This is a genomic window from uncultured Aquimarina sp., from assembly GCF_947496855.1.
In the GTDB taxonomy this organism is placed as follows: domain Bacteria; phylum Bacteroidota; class Bacteroidia; order Flavobacteriales; family Flavobacteriaceae; genus Aquimarina.
Window position 1 is genome coordinate 470,492 of record NZ_CANMED010000006.1, and the last position, 17,530, is coordinate 488,021.

Annotated in this window: 9 protein-coding genes and 1 pseudogene; 9 read left to right on the forward strand and 1 reads right to left on the reverse strand. The window is 33.9% G+C overall.

Going from position 1 to position 17,530, the window contains the following annotated elements:
• Window positions 1-144 precede the first annotated feature (144 nt).
• From Q0921_RS19475 to Q0921_RS19510, 8 genes are all read left to right on the forward strand, one after another.
• Complete coding sequence (locus tag Q0921_RS19475; RefSeq protein WP_299259852.1) at window positions 145-816, forward strand: hypothetical protein; 672 nt, start codon at window positions 145-147, stop codon at window positions 814-816.
• Between the two features lie 7 nt (window positions 817-823).
• The gene (locus Q0921_RS19480; protein ID WP_299259853.1) at window positions 824-1,414 is read left to right on the forward strand and encodes a hypothetical protein; all 591 of its coding nucleotides are present in this window, start codon (window positions 824-826) and stop codon (window positions 1,412-1,414) included.
• A 504-nt stretch (window positions 1,415-1,918) separates the two neighbouring features.
• Entirely contained in the window at window positions 1,919-2,305 is a 387-nt protein-coding gene (locus tag Q0921_RS19485) for a hypothetical protein (protein WP_299259855.1), read from the forward strand.
• 28 nt (window positions 2,306-2,333) lie between these two features.
• Window positions 2,334-2,879, forward strand: coding sequence for a hypothetical protein (locus Q0921_RS19490; protein WP_299259857.1), 546 nt, complete (start codon window positions 2,334-2,336; stop codon window positions 2,877-2,879).
• A 195-nt stretch (window positions 2,880-3,074) separates the two neighbouring features.
• Window positions 3,075-4,835 carry a tetratricopeptide repeat protein gene (locus tag Q0921_RS19495; protein ID WP_299259859.1) on the forward strand — a complete coding sequence of 587 codons (1,761 nt, stop codon included), beginning with the start codon at window positions 3,075-3,077 and terminating at the stop codon, window positions 4,833-4,835.
• 215 nt (window positions 4,836-5,050) lie between these two features.
• The gene (locus Q0921_RS19500; protein ID WP_299259861.1) at window positions 5,051-6,706 is read left to right on the forward strand and encodes an alpha/beta fold hydrolase; all 1,656 of its coding nucleotides are present in this window, start codon (window positions 5,051-5,053) and stop codon (window positions 6,704-6,706) included.
• A 295-nt stretch (window positions 6,707-7,001) separates the two neighbouring features.
• Window positions 7,002-8,672 carry a tetratricopeptide repeat protein gene (locus Q0921_RS19505; protein WP_299259863.1) on the forward strand — a complete coding sequence of 557 codons (1,671 nt, stop codon included), beginning with the start codon at window positions 7,002-7,004 and terminating at the stop codon, window positions 8,670-8,672.
• A gap of 313 nt (window positions 8,673-8,985) precedes the next feature.
• Window positions 8,986-10,638: an alpha/beta fold hydrolase gene (locus Q0921_RS19510; protein WP_299259865.1), complete on the forward strand. Its 1,653-nt coding sequence runs from the start codon at window positions 8,986-8,988 to the stop codon at window positions 10,636-10,638.
• 385 nt (window positions 10,639-11,023) lie between these two features.
• Here Q0921_RS19510 and Q0921_RS19515 read toward each other — a convergent pair whose 3' ends face one another.
• A complete protein-coding gene (locus Q0921_RS19515; RefSeq protein ID WP_299259867.1) occupies window positions 11,024-11,440 on the reverse strand; it encodes a response regulator in 417 nt (138 codons plus the stop codon).
• A gap of 400 nt (window positions 11,441-11,840) precedes the next feature.
• On the opposite strand from Q0921_RS19515, the pseudogene Q0921_RS19520 reads away from it, so the two are divergent.
• Window positions 11,841-17,530, forward strand: a pseudogene (locus Q0921_RS19520) (hypothetical protein); the annotation flags it as partial.

A 17,530-nucleotide genomic window follows, 5' to 3' on the forward strand; every position in this document is an offset into this window, starting at 1 on the left:
AGTCGGAAAATTACCTTGATGTGTCGGATTTGTAATAGTAAGTTGCTTATCTATTGGCGTAATTTTATAAACAAATTAAAACCTATTAAGAAATAATACCAGTTACAGTAAATTCAAATTGTAAATGGTATAAAAAACATTAATATGAAAAATTTATATAATGGTATTCTTTTATCATATATTTTCGTTTTTGTTAGCAGTTGCGGAATTTATGCTCCTAAAAATAAAGAACTGACTTTGGTTTTATCCCAAACACAACAAACAATCACTAGTCTTAAAGATAAGATCGCTACCTCTAATGAAGAAGAGCTAAAAGACGCCTATACTAAATTGAGCGAAAAGAGTGCCGTCTTATTTCCTGTTTTAGAAGACTGTAATGATAAATACGGACTCACTCCAGAATATGTCGCCACGCTGCAAGAAACGGAAAAAACACTACGTCGTTTGGTCAAAGAATATCCAACGATGTCTAATAAAGCTTTTGTACTTAATGCAATATATCAGGATTATGATGCCAAATTACAAACGATTAAGAATACAGCAGCAAATAATGCTACTACAAAAATTAAGGTAACAGTAAATTCTAATGAAGAAGAAGGTTTTTTTGTTTTCGGGAAATTGTCTTACGAGCAAGGACAGGATATTAAAAGGTTTCGGTTTAACCAACCTACTCAGAATGCTATTCAGGATTTTGTACCTGGGTATTATTTATTTTGGTTAGAAAAAGAAGATCGTGTAGGCGAGCCAGAACTACATTTGATCATGAGTAATAGTGGTGAAGAAGAAAAACAGTTGGTATTAAAAGCTCCAAAATAACGAAACAATGTTGGTCAATAAATTTAAAGAAATCTGGAAAGAAATTACCTTACTTAGTACTTGGATTGCCTCAGTTGCAGGAGCTTTTATAATTCCTTTACCTTCTTGGTATGCATCGGATGATAATACTACTTTCTTAATGAAATTTGGTGTATTTATCGCTACTGCCCTTGCAGGATTCCTAATTTTATATTCCTTAAAAAATAAAGTCATTAGAGTGTGGATGCGTTTATCTATAAACTTTATCGTAATTTTTGTAGGAACTTATGCAGCGTATCACCTTGCTCGTGAAAGCAAAACATTACCATATCTGGATAAAGATATTGTTATTGGTAATGAGTTAATAGAAACGAATCCTTTTGAAGCGTTCAAAGACTCTCATGGATTCTTACCAGCTAGAAACGAGCAAATGATGATTATTCTTGGTGATCCAGAAAAAGCCTGGACCAAAGAAAGTATCACATCCAATAGAATACAGCTTATAGTCCTTTTATTTTTATGTTACTTGTTTTCAGCTGGATTTATTATTTCTTTTTGCAACTTGATGATGCTCTATAAGGAGAAGTATACGATTAAGGTTGAGAAAAAAGAGACTTAGTACCCATTGGTGTTTTAGAGATTTTTTTTAATCAATAATCATATTCTCTATATGCTACTTTGTTGAAAAATCAGCAAGCATTTTGTTTTCAATTAGCTACGAAACAATGCGGGAATATACTAAGTTATGAAGTGTTAATCAAGTAATTCTTGATTGAAATGGGGGATGAAGTCCTGAGTATACTGCTCAGGACTTTTTTTGTTCTCATTTTGATAACTGAGAAATTGATTATGGTTGATAAAGAAAGTTAATTTAATCGTTTATTGTCGTATTTTTATCAGTCTTATTCGGATTTGTAATAGTAGAATTAGTAAACCAATCATAATTTTGATAAAGAAAGAAAAGAGATTTGAATAGTCTTTTCTAGAAAAGGGATTTACCTATGAAAAGTGTTATAAAAGCTTGTGAGATAATTTCTAATAGTCCTGAAGAACTGAAGAAATATTCTATACTAACAATTTTAAGAAGCTGTATGTTTTTTAGAATAAAATAAGATTTGGACTCATGAAAAATATAAATATCAGTACGGTCTTGCAGATAATTGCATTAGCTTTTTTAATTATTATCGGTTATATGACTTTTAATACCAGTGAGAACTGGAAAATTATTACTTCAGAACTGGAGAAAGCAAACAAAGAACTTGAGATATCAAAAGATACCCTGGCAATAACAAAGGACCTTTTAAAAAATACAAGATTAGAATTCCAACAAATGAAGGTCCAGAAAGATTTGATTATTCATAAGCGGGATTCATTGCTTTTTGCTTTTAAAAGAAAGAATGCCAAAGATTGGGATGAATTACAAAATATTAAAGATTCTATACAATTAAACAATGATCAATTAGAAAAAGAACGTAATTTATTAAATGGTCTCTTTGGTTTAAATCAATAGGAATTTGATCAAACATAAAATTTAAAACATGAAAAAAATAATACTTATACTGTTCATTCTCTCAATATGTGAAGTTTTTTGTCAGGAAAAAGATTCATTAAAAGTAATCGAAATACCAGAATCCTATGCTGATCGTAGCGGAGAACCTTTTGCTGTTAAAAAAGATAGTTTATATGTATTCAGAACGCCAGATGTATTTTTAGTCAATAAAAAATCATTTTTAGCGATTAAAAATGTATACCAGAGTACGATTGATCAGGATAAGATGACCAAAGAACTAGTTGAAAAGTATACACAAACACTGCGCAGGAATATCGATTTGGAAAAGAGATTAAATATCAATTTTACTAAAAGCGACAGTTTAGACCAGATTGTTTATCAAAAAACGCAAATCACACTAGACCATACACAAAAAGCATTGGATTACACCATAAATAGTCTCGACAAAGCTTCGAATAGCTTAGAGCTGGTAGAGAAAGCTAGTAAACGACAGAGACGAAAGAATGTTTTCGAAAAAATATTGATCGGTATAGCCGGAGTGGGAGCAGGAGTTTTAATTGGAGTTTCACTCTAGATTGGAGTTCATTTTCAAGAAAATTGAGCGTGTACTTTTCATAAATAAAAGCAGAATAAATTAAAGATTATTTAAAATCTTTATAGAAACTGGGGTTTTAACATTTATTACAGGTTGGATTAGAAAAATGATGAGTAGCTTTATAACTGCAAAAATCATTTTTTAACGTACGTATCCCTGTAACCCTAGTTTTTAATGAGTTTTTTTGAGGTTTCTTTTCGTCTATTGTATAGGTATTTATCTACCCGTAGATTAATGATTGGTATCGTAGCGAGTATTTTTTTCTTTATAAATAGCACATTTGCATTTCAGAAAACAACAAAAATTGATAGTTTACAATTCAAACTAGACACGTATGCACTAAAAGATACGATAAAGATAAACCTTCTTAATACCATTGGATATGAATATTGGATAGTAGATGCTAATAGATCCATTTACTTTGGTTTGGAAGCCTTACAATTATCTGAAAAATTAGGATATGAAAAGGGAATGGCTAGAGCCAATCGTGTGGTGGGCGTTGCATATTGGGCGCAAGGAAATTTAACTACTGCCCTACAATACCTTAACAATTCTTATAAAGTATATCAAAATATACAAGATAAAACAGGTTTAGCCAATACACGGTTGAATATAGGGATGGTTTATGCGGATCTCAAAGAATATAAGAAGGCACTTCATTATTATGAGCAAGCCATTAATGAATTTACCGCATTGGGTTTAAAAGGTAGAATTGCCACTACATTTACCAAAATAGGTACTATGCTCATTGAGCAAAAGAAGGATAATGAAGCTTTACGATATTTAACTGATGCATTGCAAATGCACAGTGATAATGGTTTCACCTATGGTATTGCAGAAGCACATAGTAAACTAGGTGTATTATATCTTCATAAAAATGAAATAGAGCAAGCATATTATCATATTAAGAAATCTAAGGAATTGGGGAGTGAAATCAGTGATATAGATGGATTAACTAATAATCTTATTATACTTGGTAAAATTCTAAGACTATCAAATAGATTAGAAGAAGCTGCTATTGAAATACATAAAGGTTTAAAAATAGCTAAAGAAAATAACCTGAAGAAGTATGAATTGTTTGCATATGAAGAATTAAAAGAATTAAAAAAGCAACAATCCAAACCAGAAGAGGCATACATTTATTATGATAAATATGTTTTTCTGAGAGATTCTCTTTTTAATCTAGAAAAATCAAAGCAAATCGCTTATTTAGAATTTGAAAATGAGTTAGAAAAAAGGGATAAAGAACTAATATCACTTAAGGAGCAAGAAAAAAAAGATGATCTGATTCAACTTATTTTAGCTCTAAGTGTAGTGATGTTATTAATTTGCGGGGGGCTAATTTATTTGGTTGCTAGACAGCGAGCTAAAAAAAGTAGTCAATTAGCATCAAAAACTAAAGAGCTATTAGAATCTGCTCATACACTTACACAAAAAGAATTAGAAAATTCTGAGCTAAAGCAAAGAGATTTAAGACAACAATTAGATTTTAAGAATAAGGAATTAAGCTCATATACACTGAATTTTATAAAAAAGAATGAGGTAGTGCAACAGCTACAAAAAACAATAAAGGATATCGAAAAATCAACTTCTTTAGAAAAGAAACAGCTAATTGCTAACCTGAATAAAATAATTCGAAAAAATTTAAGAATCGACAAGGATTGGGAGGACTTTAGTAGATTTTTTGAAGATGCTCATCAAGGATTTTACACTAAATTAAAATCGAAACACGAAGATTTAAGTACAAATGATTTGAAAATATGTTCCTTAGTTAGACTTAATCTTAATGTTAAAGAGATGGCAAGTATTTTAGGGATATCCCCGGATAGCGCAAGGACGGCTAGATATCGTCTTCGCAAGAAGTTAAAACTAACTCCAGAACAAGAAATTTTTACTTATTTGGTGCACCTTGAGCAAGAAAGGGAACTTGCGTGACTCACAAACTGTTTTATGAAAAAATTTATATAAATAATTGAAAATCAAATTATTAAAAAAGGGTTGTCTACATCTTGTGCATCGTTTTTAACAATTTATTCTTTCCAAGTATACATGTTGTAGGTGTCATTTTTATGGGGATATTCTAGTCTTTTTCTAGTTTTACAATCGTTGGGTTTCAAGCCTTTTTCTATTTCTTAAAACTACTAAATGATATGACAAAACCAAAGACTACATATGCCAAATGCGGAGATATCAATATAGCATATCAGGTATTTGGTTCGGGCTCAGTGGACATTGTATATATTCCTGGATGGGTATCCAATATTGATTGGATGTGGTCATGTCCTGAGTTAGTTGATTTTTTTGAGGAATTAAGCAAGTTTGCAAGGGTGATTCTTTTTGATAAAAGAGGTACAGGACTTTCCGATAGGGTTGTAGAGTTTGCTACGCTCGAAGAACGAATGGAAGATATTACAGCGGTTATGAATGCAGTGGGTTCTGAAAAAGCAGTTCTTTTTGGTCATTCTGAAGGAGGAAGTGTTTCTGCGTTGTTTAGCGCAACGTATCCCGATCGTGTTATTTCCTTAATCACCTTCGGTGCTTTTGCAAAGAGAAGCTATTCTAAAGATTATCCTTGGGCACCAACCGATCAAGAACGTCAAGTGGTTTATGATATGATAGAGAATGACTGGGGTGGTGGAGATATGAATTTAGCATCACTTGCACCTTCTAAAGCGAAAGATAAAACTTTTATGGAATGGTTAGCTAATTACTTCCGTTCAGGCGCTAGTCCCAGTTCAGCTTTGAAATTGACAAAAATGAATACTCAGGTTGATATCATAGACATTCTAGGATCTATAAAAGTACCAACTTTGCTATTGCAGCGTACGGATGATATCGATGTGAAAATCGAAGAAGGACAATTTATTGCTCAACGTATTCCAGGATCAAAGTTTTTAGAACTAGAAGGAAATGATCATTTGTTTTGGGTAGGGAATACCAAAGTGATTTTAGAAGAGATGAAGGCTTTTATTGATACTATAAAGCCCGCACCGGTTTATGAGAAAAAACTATTTACAGTTATGGTAGGACATATTATTTCTTCTAACAATCATAGTTCTAGAAATCAAGAGCTTATTAAAGAGAATTTACTCCGACATAAAGGAAAGATAGTCGAATATACTTCACAAACATTTACAGCTACTTTTGAAGGACCGAGTAAGGCAGTGAATTGTAGTTCTGATCTGGTAAAATTGATGAGAGTTAATGATACTTTAATATCCCTTGGGATAGATATTAAAGAATGTTTTGTACAACATTGTATTTGTGAGCAAACTAAAAATTTTGAAGGAGCCATATTTCAAAAACCAATACCGTATCGAATCGTTCTTACGCAAACTGTAAAAAATTTGTTATTAGGATCCGGAGTACCTCTCGCTCCACATGAAAAAAGGTTCAAAACAGAATCTGGTGAATCAATATCATTGTACACGGTTGTTGAGAATCTAAAAACTAATGGAGTTCAAGATTCAGATCAACATAGTCTATCAAAACATAATTCTTTTCTAGAAAAAGTACTACGAAATATTTATAATCATTTAGGTAATGACTGTTTTGGTGTCAACACTCTTTGTATGGAGATTGGTGTCAGCGAACGGCAATTACAACGTAAGCTTAAAGCGATTACCAACAAATCTCCTAATCAATTCATTTCTTCAGTTCGTTTACACCACGCTAAGGAATTACTCTTGAATCAACAAAATACTGTGGCTGAAATAGCTTTTCAAATTGGGTTTTCTAGTCCTTCTTATTTTTCTAAATGTTTTAAAAAGGAATTCGCTATAAGTCCATCAGAGCTTGTGAATTAGAAATTAAAATCGATTTGTAACTTATTAAAAAGAGCAATTAAAAAACGTCTTTTAATTCCTGAGAAACTTCCTTTTCAGCCTGCATTGATTCTGTAGAATTGTTCTGATAAATGGATAGTTTCTGCTTTTTTAACTATTAAGGCATCAAATAAAACATATCCAAGCATGACAAAATTAATTAGTTAGTGATGTTCAATTTTGGAAAACACAAATGCGTTATATTAAGTATGGCATGAAATTGTATTTTAGCTAAAATTAAAATTTCAATAATAATTTTATTTAAAATCTTTCTATTTTGAAAACTGGAATTTTGTCACTTTTGTTATGTTTTATCTCTCTCTTTTCCTATTCACAGGAAGAAAATAAGGTTACAGATGCGCGTACTAAAAAAATAGAAGCGACTAAAGTACAAATAGAAAATACAGATTCAGATTCTTTACGATTACCACTTAGGTTGAAATTAGCAGGTGAATTGGCCTATTTTGATGGCAATATTGCCAAAGAAATCTTTCTGGATGTTCAGAAAACCATTAAAGATAAAGGATATAATAGTTATCATTATCAAAAGTTAGAAGCACAATTATTGTATAGTCTATCAAGCGTATCCTTAAATTTACAAGATACTGCAGCAGCTTTGCAATATGCAAATGAGGCCTTAGATCTTTCGAGAGAGATCGAGTATGACATCATTATAGGAAGAACGATAAGCAATCTAGGGAATATTTACTCAAGACAAATGGATTTTGAGAAAGCAAAACGATTTCATAGACGTGCATTAGTATTCCACGAAAAGGCAAAGTCAGGTCGTGGGCAAGCACTTACGCTGAATCGAATAGGAAGAATCTTTAGTAAACAGGAAAAGATAGATTCTGCCACATATTATTTCAAAAAGGCTATAGAAGCTGACACCGCCAAAACTCTTAAACTACAAATAAAGGGTAATTTAGCTAGTACCTACGCAAATTCAGGAAAATACGATCTAGCAGGCAAAATTTATAGAGAAAACTTAAAACATTTAGATCCAACGGAGTATAATATCAGAGCACATAACCATTCTAGTTTGGCAAAAGTGTATGACAAACAAAAAGAGCATAGCAAAGCAAATGCACATATAGACAGTGCTATTTTCTACGCAAAAAAGGTGAACGCATTATTTTTAATACAATCCGCATACCACACTAAGGTTGGAATAGCTTATAATGACCAAAAATTTTCAGAGTCTTATGAGGCTTTTTTAATTCAAAATAAATACAAAGATTCTTTGGTAAAAGAAAGTACAACAAAACGTTTCGCTAATCTGGAATTTGCCTATCAATATAAGAGAGAAAAGGAGCTAAGCGCTATTAATCTCCAGAATGAATCTACTAAAAAGAAATTGTATTTATGGTTACTGGTTATTACGGTTCTAGCAGCTTTGTTTTTAATCTATTTTATTAGAAAAAATAATAAACAAAAACTAGAGCTTGTCGCAAACAAAGCCAAACTGGCAGAGGTTGAAAAATTAAAAACAGACTTAGCACTCGCACATCGAGAACGAGAACTTAAAAAAGTAGTGGTAGAAAACTCTGTTAGAGAAGAAGTCTTTAATAATACAATAGATGATATTAAGCAAGTTACAGCTTTAGAGGATGAGAGAGAACGTAAGTCTGCATTACGCTCCATATCTGCTTCACTATTATCAGAGAAAGGTGCTAAAAAATCCTCTTTAAGTTTACAGACATACCTAGATGAGATAAATATCGATTTTAAAATACTACTTGATCAACATTTTTCCGAATTGAAACCAAAGGAAAAAGAACTCCTTTGCCTTATGAAAATGGAGCTCAGTACCACAGAAATTAGTAAGCTTCAAAATAATACAATAGCAGCTATAAAATCTTCAAGATATCGTATTCGTAAAAAACTTAGTTTAGGTTCTGAACAAGATATTATTGCTTTTATCGAAAGTAAAAATATTACGTTATAAAGCGTTAAAAGTATTCCTTATAAACAGTTTTTGATCAAACTCATACCTTCTTTAGTTTATAAAACCCTGTTTTGTAAAGGGTATCTTATTATTATCATAAAATGACAAATGCATTTAATAGAATGATAATAAGAATGTTGCATTGTTTGATACTCTTTTGCTACCCTCTTTTTTTTGTAATGTAGACTCCTTATATATTTCTTTGTTTAAGAACGTGACATCTAACTTTAGATAAGGTTATTTATTATTTATAATTCTCACTCAAAAAAATCATGATGCTGTTTTATCAAATTAAAAGAATAGGATATATTTTATGAAACCTGAAACTAAATATACTAAGAGTGGTCTGGTTAATATAGCGTATCAGGTATTTGGTTCAGGTCCAGTAGACATTGTTTATATTCCTGGATGGGTATCCAATATTGATTGGATGTGGTCTTGTCCTGAATTAGTTGATTTCTTTAAGGAATTAAGCAAATTTGCTAGGGTGATTCTTTTTGATAAACGAGGAACAGGACTTTCTGATCGCGTTGTAGATTTTGCAACATTAGAAGAGAGAATGGAAGATATAACAGCGGTGATGGACGCTGTAGATTCGAAAAAAGCAGTTCTTTTTGGACATTCTGAAGGAGGAAGTGTCTCTACCCTATTTAGTGCAACGTATCCTGATCGTGTTATTTCCTTAATCACTTTTGGAGCTTTTGCAAAACGAAGATATTCTAGAGATTATCCGTGGGCACCAACAGATCAAGAACGTAAAGTGGTTTACGATATGATTGAGGATAATTGGGGCAGTGGAGAGATGAATTTAGCATCACTTGCACCTTCTAAAGCAAAAGATAAAACTTTTATGGAATGGTTAGCTAGTTATTTCCGTTCTGGTGCTAGTCCTAGTTCAGCTTTGAAATTGACAAAAATGAATACTCAGGTTGATATCATAGACATTCTAGGATCAATAAAAGTCCCTACACTATTATTACAACGTAGAGATGATATCGATGTAAAAATCGAAGAAGGACGATTTATTGCCCAACGTATTCCTGGATCAAAGTTTTTAGAACTAGAAGGAAATGATCATTTGTTTTGGGTGGGAGATACCAAAGTGATTTTAGAGGAAATGAGGGATTTTATTGATACTATAAAGCCCGCACCGGTTTATGAGAAAAAACTATTTACAGTTATGGTTGGGTATATTATTTCTTCTAACAATGATAGTTCAGAACATCAAGAAGTTATTAGAAAGTATCTAAAACAACATCAAGGAAATATAGTCGAATATACTTCACAAAAATTTATAGCTACTTTTGAAGGCCCAAGTAAGGCTATCAACTGTGGCTCTGGTTTAGTAAAGGCTATGAGAGATATTAACGCTCCATTATCCCTTGGCATAGATATAAAAGAGTGTTTTGTACAACATTGTGTTTGTGAACAAACTGAAAATTTTGAAGCAACAATTTTTAAACAACCGGTGCCTAATCAAATAATACTTACACAAACCGTAAAGAATTTATTGTTGGGATCTGGAATAAATCTTGCTCCTCATAAAACTAGTTTTAAAACAGAATCTGGTGAATCTATTTCATTGTACACAGTAGTTGAAACCCTAAAATTTGATACACTTGAAAATGTGGCTCAGTATAAACTTGCCAAGCATAATTCTTTTTTAGAGAAAGTACTTCAAAATATTTATAATCATTTGAGTAATGATTGCTTTGGTGTAAACACCTTGTGTAGAGAGATAGGCGTTAGTGAACGTCAATTACAACGTAAACTTAAAGCCATTACCAATAAATCTCCTAATCAACTCATCTCTTCCGTTCGTTTACATCATGCGAAAGAGTTACTCCTTGATCAAGAAAATACGGTAGCAGAAATAGCTTTTCAAACTGGGTTTTCCAGTCCTTCGTATTTTTCTAAATGTTTTAAAAAAGAATTTGCTGTGAGTCCATCAGATTTAATTGGTTAAGAGGTGATCATACCGAAATTAATTATTAACCCACCTAAAGTGCTGCAGTAATCGAATCAAAAATATTTTAGCAAAATCTTAATTACCAGTCATATTGTAAGACATTTTTTTGGACAAATAGGAGGTGATGAAGAATTTCCGAAGAGGCTTAAGAAATTATATCTTCGGTCTAATCTAAATACTATAATCGGATATCAGTCTAATTTTGACCAAACCGAAAATGGATGAAGCTTTGAATAATGTATAGGATTTTTGATTACAACTCAGAGAGTAATACAGATTTGAATCCTATAGAGGTAATATGTTAATCAGATAGTTACTTAAAAAATAATTATAATTCTTTTTTGTTTTACATAATTTGCATAAAATATCTTATTCTAATTTATCACTTTATGAAATTAGAATCGTCATTTCCAAAATATTTATGATACAAAGAATTCAGAAGATTTAAGTTTAGAGGTTTTATTAAATATTCTGGTGCAAAGTGTTTAGGTTTAAACACTTGAGAATCATCTTTGTTGATCGAAGAAGAAAGAATAAAAATTTTTGTTTTCACTTTTTGTGAGTATAGTTTTTCAAATTTTTCAAGTAATTCCCAACCGTCAATATCTGGCATGTCAATATCCAAAAAAATAACATCTGGTTGAAAAGACTGATCCTTTTCAAATCGCTCAAGTACTACCTTTCCATTTATGAATACTTCAATAAGACTAAAACGTTTAGATTTTAGCATTAAGTATTTGTTAAGGAAATTTGTGGTTTTATTGTCATCAATAAGTATGGTATGATTGATCTTAGACATTACGTCATTTTTTATATGAGCATTAATTTACATAAGAGATTAAATAGAACATAAAGTTATGAGGTTGATTTCTTTCGATATTTCGATGAAATGAGTAATATTTCGATGTAATGAGTTATTGTAATATACTGTTAATAAGGTTTTTGTAAGTGTTTTTGCTTAATCAATAAGGTTTTACCATTATTATTTTATGGGAATATTCCCTATTTAGATTGAATATTGTTTCTACCTTCATAAAAATATTATTCAACGTTTCTATTGTGTATTTAGTCGAAAAAAAAATCACTTTATCGGTTTTAAGTTATTTTTCATTTAAAGATCCCCTTTGCGCTATTAAAAATCGAGTAATATTTATACTGAATTTTCGGATTCATAACGCTAACTAACTAACTATTTTCACATGATAAAAAACTACTCGTACTTTATCGCATTCTTATCGTTTTTTCTAAGTAATAAATCTATTTTCAGAGTATTATTATTCATTTTCGTAAGCTTCTTGTCTATTACGAATGCGAATGCCCAAAGTTGTACTTTGAATGCAGGAATTAATCAGACAATATGTATTAATGACGTAATGCAATTAGATGGCAATAGCCCTGATACTTATGCGGATGGACCCATCTGGACTCAAATATCAGGTCCTACTGTAGTAATAAGTGACCCTAGTATAGATAACCCAGTTATAACTGGGTTTATTGGAGGTAATACTTATGGTTTTAGGTATGCTGCAGAATGTTTTAACGGGGATACGCCTTTTCAGGATGTAGCTGTTACTGTATTACCAATAACAGAGGCTACAGTTGGAGCGGATATAGCTTCTTGTCCAGATAGTTCAGGTTCTTTAATTATTAATGGAAATTCACCAACTAATACCGGGGAAACGGGTGTATGGTCGGTAGTTGGTAGTAATGATGCCAATGTTAATATTGCTGTTTTAAACTCTGCCTCAACTCCTATAACTTTACCAGAAGGCAATGCAGGAACAAGTACCTTACGCTGGACTATAACGGGTCCTGTAGATCCTATGTCCGGTGTTTTTTGTGAATCCTTTGCAGAATTAACGGTTACCAATTATGGTGGGGAGGCTATTGTTGATGCAGGTCCTCCAGAAACATTAGATTCTTGTTACACAGTAAATCAATCTACTAACTTAAATGGATCATTTGGCGGTGCTAATATTAATGGACAAGTTGGAACTTGGACACTAGTAAGTACTGATGGGGCGACACCTACAATTGTTAACCCAAATGATAATAATACTGAAATCACAGGCCTAACAGAAGGAACTTATGTTTTTAGCTGGAATGTAGTCGGTCCTTGTGTTTCAGGAAGTGATACGGTAACGATAACTGTTGACCCAGCAACTCAAGATGTAACTCAAGTAGTTGTACAAGATAATAACCAACGTTTTTGTGATCCAAATGTAACCCAAACTACGCTAGTAGGTAACGACCCTGCATTTGCAGGAGAAACTGTTTTATGGGAACAAATTGATGGCAATCCGGCAGTAACCATTGTTGATGACGATAATAGTACTACTCAGGTAACAGGTTTGGTGTCTCCTAATGCATATCAATTTCGATATACAATTACCAATGGTGCAACTGGTTGCGATGATTCTGCGATTGTTAATGTTAGATATAATGTAAACCCGATAAGCATAACTGTAAATTCTGGGGATGATTTGGCAGGTATTTGTGGACAAACCTCTTTTTCTGTACCGTTTGCCGTAACTAGCGGAAATATTACAGAATATAGTATTTTAAGTGGGCCTGCTGATTCTGCAATTTCTTTTCCAACAGGCAATATAAATGCAGGTAGTAGTCCTACAACTTTAGATGTTTTTGATGTGCCTGGTACTTATGCGGTAAATTTTAAACGAAGAAGAACAGGTAATTTATTCCAGAGTTGTGATGAAGCAAATGATGTTATTAATATAACCGTTTCACTAATCCCTACTAGTGCAAATGCAGGATCGAATCAAACGTTTACGTGTGGTCAATCAGGAGGAAATTTAGCAGGTAATGCGATAACTGTAGGACAATCAACTTGGTCTCAAATTTCTGGACCTAATCAATCCGTTATTAATGATTTATATGCACAAAATACGTCAATTTCAAATCTTATTCCGGGAGAATATGTATTTAGGTATTCTGTCTCAGCAGGTGCTAATTGTACTCCTCCGTCTTTTTCTGATACTACGGTATTTGTATCGCCATTAGATAATAATCCGGTGGAAGCCGGAGCAAACCAAACGGTATGTTTTAATGCTCCTGTTCAGCTCGCTGCTGATCCACCTAGTGATAGTCAAACAGGTACGTGGTCATCGCCAGATGGTATTGCATTTAGTGATGTAAATGATCCTAATGCTATTGCCACTGGATTTATAAATTCTTCAACGAATTATATATTAACTTGGTCTTTAATCAATGATTTTACTTTTTGTGGACCTGCCGCAACAGACACGATTACTATAACGACAACAGCAGATGAATCACCCTCCATAGCAGATGCTGGAACAGATACTTGTTTAGGGTCAGGAGTAACCAATATTACTTTAGCTGGTAATCCAGAAGATTCTACAGACGAAACAGGAACTTGGACGGTTACACCACTAGCTGGTGTTATTTTTTCAGACGAGAATCAGTTTGACACGGATGTAACAATACCAGGAGACGGAACTTATGTGTTCACTTGGACCATTGAGTATACCAGTATTCCTCCATCTCCGGCTTGTACAGAGACTTCTGATAGTGTTGAAATTACTATTGCAGGTTCTGCTACAGCAGAAGCGGGACTAAATCAAAGTGTATGTGCAACTTCTTTTACTATGGCTGCAACTGATCCAGCTCCTTTAGGAACAGGAACTTGGAATTTAGTTTCGGGCGTAGGAGGATTTACTGTAGATGATATTAATAGTCCAACGGCTATTTTTAGTAATTTATTAGATGGAACTTATGAGTTCGAATGGATCGTAGCATTTGGTAGTTGTACTACGGCAATAGATACTGTAACCATAGATGTTGGGATACCAGTTACGCCAGCAGTTATACAAGGAGGTAACCAAGTGATTTGTGCAGATGATAATACGGTGATTACAGCAGATCCACTTAATAATCCTGTAACTGAATCTGGATTTTGGACGGTTGTTTCAGGACCAAATACTCCTACCATTAGTAATCCAGGAAATAATAGTATTACAGTTACTGCCCTTACTACTGGTTCATATTTATTTAGATGGACAACTGTGGGTGGCTCTCCGGTTTGTGATCCTCGATCAGATTCAGATGATGTACAGGTAGATGTATTTGCTCCTGCTAGTGCTGGACCAGACCAAGATTTGTGTGAGGTTACTAGTGTTGCTTTAGAAGCTACAGATGGTGTTACAGGTACGTGGACGGAGGTAACTGCAAATGGAGCAGTAATTTCTCAGTCTCCATCCAATAGTAATAGAGCTAATGCAACTGTAGTAGCTGGAAATACATACACGTTTAGATTTACAACTGATTATACTGGTTCTGGAATAGCTTGTAATAATTCAGATGATGTAATTGTAACTATTAGTAATGGTCCTAGTGTCTCGCCTAATGCAGGTACAAATCGTTATGTTTGTGAAGAAGATACTAATTCAATTACATTAGATGGAAGTATACCTCCGGGAGACCCAGGGTTAACTGCAAGTTGGAGTATTTTACAACAACCAGGATCTACTGCTTCGATTCCGGCTGGTGATGTTAATAATCCTAATGCGACTTTAAATGGTTTATCTCTACCAGGAGTATATATTCTACAATGGAACTATGAAATAGACAATTGTGCTAATGAAGCAAGTGTCGTAAGAATAACAGTATTTGAAGCACCTGATCCTGTTGAAGCAGGCCCAGATCAACCAAACGCTTGTCAAGATGATGTGCTATTAGCGGCTACTTTGCCTACGAGTGGTTCTGGAGAATGGACTTTTGCCAGTGATCCTTCGGGAGGTATCGCTATGATTCAATTCCCTGGTGATCCAAATTCTCCACTAATTAATGTTCCCGATGATGTAGGTGATGATGGAATTGATGACGTATATGTACTTACGTGGACGGTTTCTAATCCTATTCCTACCCCATTAGTATTTACCGACCCTGTGTCGCCTAATATGTGTGACCCTCAATCTGATACGGTTACTGTCACGTTTACAGGAGCACCGCCTTCTCCTGCGGAGGCTGGACCTGATCAGGATTTATGTGATGAAACTCAAACTTTTATGAATGCTGACCCGATTACAAGCGGTGTTGGTACTTGGACGCAAACTGGCGGTCCTGCTGGACCAAACATTACGGCTCCGAATAATCCTACAAGTTTGATTATTGATTTAGGACCAACACCAATGAGTGATCCCTATATTTTTACTTGGACTGTTGTAGGTGGTGGTTGTACCAATGTAGACACCATGGAAATTATAATTAGATCTGATCCTATTGTTGCAGAGGCAGGACCCGATCAGACGCTTCCTGAACTTTCTTTAATCACTTTGGGGGCGACACCAGCAACTGTTGGACAAGGTGTGTGGTCTCAAATATCTGGACCAAATACAGCTAATATTAATAACCCTTTAGATCCTAATACAGATGTAACAGGAACTGTTGTGGGAACGTATATTTTCGAATGGTCGGTTAGTAATGGTGATTGTGACCCAGCTACAGATCAAGTTACCATCACAATTACTCCAATCTCTGATTTGGAGTTAACAAAATCAGTAGTTCCTACATCGGTAAACATTGGAGATCAAGTTACTTTTACAATATCAATTTTTAATGATAACACAACACTTACTAACTCTTCTGATGCCAGCGGAGTAAGTGTGGAAGATATAATTCCATTAGGATATACCTTAGTACCAGGAACAGTAAGCAATGGAGGTTTGTATAATGCAGGAAATCAATCGATAACTTGGGCAGGGTTAGATATAATTAGTGGAAATACTTTAAATCTTAGTTATGACCTGACTGTAAATGCCACAGGACCTTATGTAAATTCTGCTCAGATTATAGCAAGTGATAACTTTGATCCAGATAGTGATCCGACAACGGATAATACGGTGGATGAAAATAGTGATGCTGATCCGGATGATGATGATGAAGATATTGCTAACGTAACTATACGATCTGCGGATTTAAGTTTAGGTAAAACAGTAGCTCCTCTTTCAGCTGACGTTGGAGACTCTGTTATCTTTACTATTACTGTTACTAATGGAGGAGCTAATTCAGCAACTAACGTTGTTGTAGAAGATCAGTTACCGGCTGGATATTCATATCAAAGTGATAATAGCGGAGGTAATTATGCTCCCGGATCTGGAGTTTGGACAGTAGGAACTATAGCTGTTGGTTCACCAGAGAGTATACAGATTACGGCTTTGGTCAATGCTCCTACAGGTGCTATTGGAGAGTACAATAATGTTGCAGAAGTAACAGCAAGTGATCAATTTGATCCAGATAGTACTCCTGATAATGATGATGGAGATCAAGATGAAGATGATGAAGATGCAGCGAGTATTCCAATACCAGAAGTATCCGATCTAAATATCAATAAGGTAGTAAGTAATGCTACTCCAAATGTGGGAGATACTGTTACTTTTACGATTACATTAAGTAATGCTGGTTCAGATGCGGCTACGAATGTTTCGGTAGCAGATGTTGTACCTGGAGGATATAGCGGAATAAGTAATATTGTCCCTGTTATAGTTCCTGCGGGTAATATCCTTACTTGGACAGGATTGTCAGTACCTGTAGGTACAGATACCGTTACATTAACCTTTGATGCTATTGTAGATGCTCCAAGTGGAGCTGTTGATGAGTATTTGAATCAAGCAGAGATTACTGCAAGTGATCAGTTTGATCCAGATAGTGATCCTACCTCGGACAGTACAGTTGATGATAATGGAGATGGTATTGCTGATGATGATGAGGACACGGCAGTTGTTACTGTTCAATCTTCGGATTTAAGTATTAAGAAAAGTATTGATGATAGCAGTCCAAATGTAGGAGATACAGTTACCTTTAGTTTGGTTGTTAGTAATGTTGGTCCAGATGCAGCTACAGGAGTTTC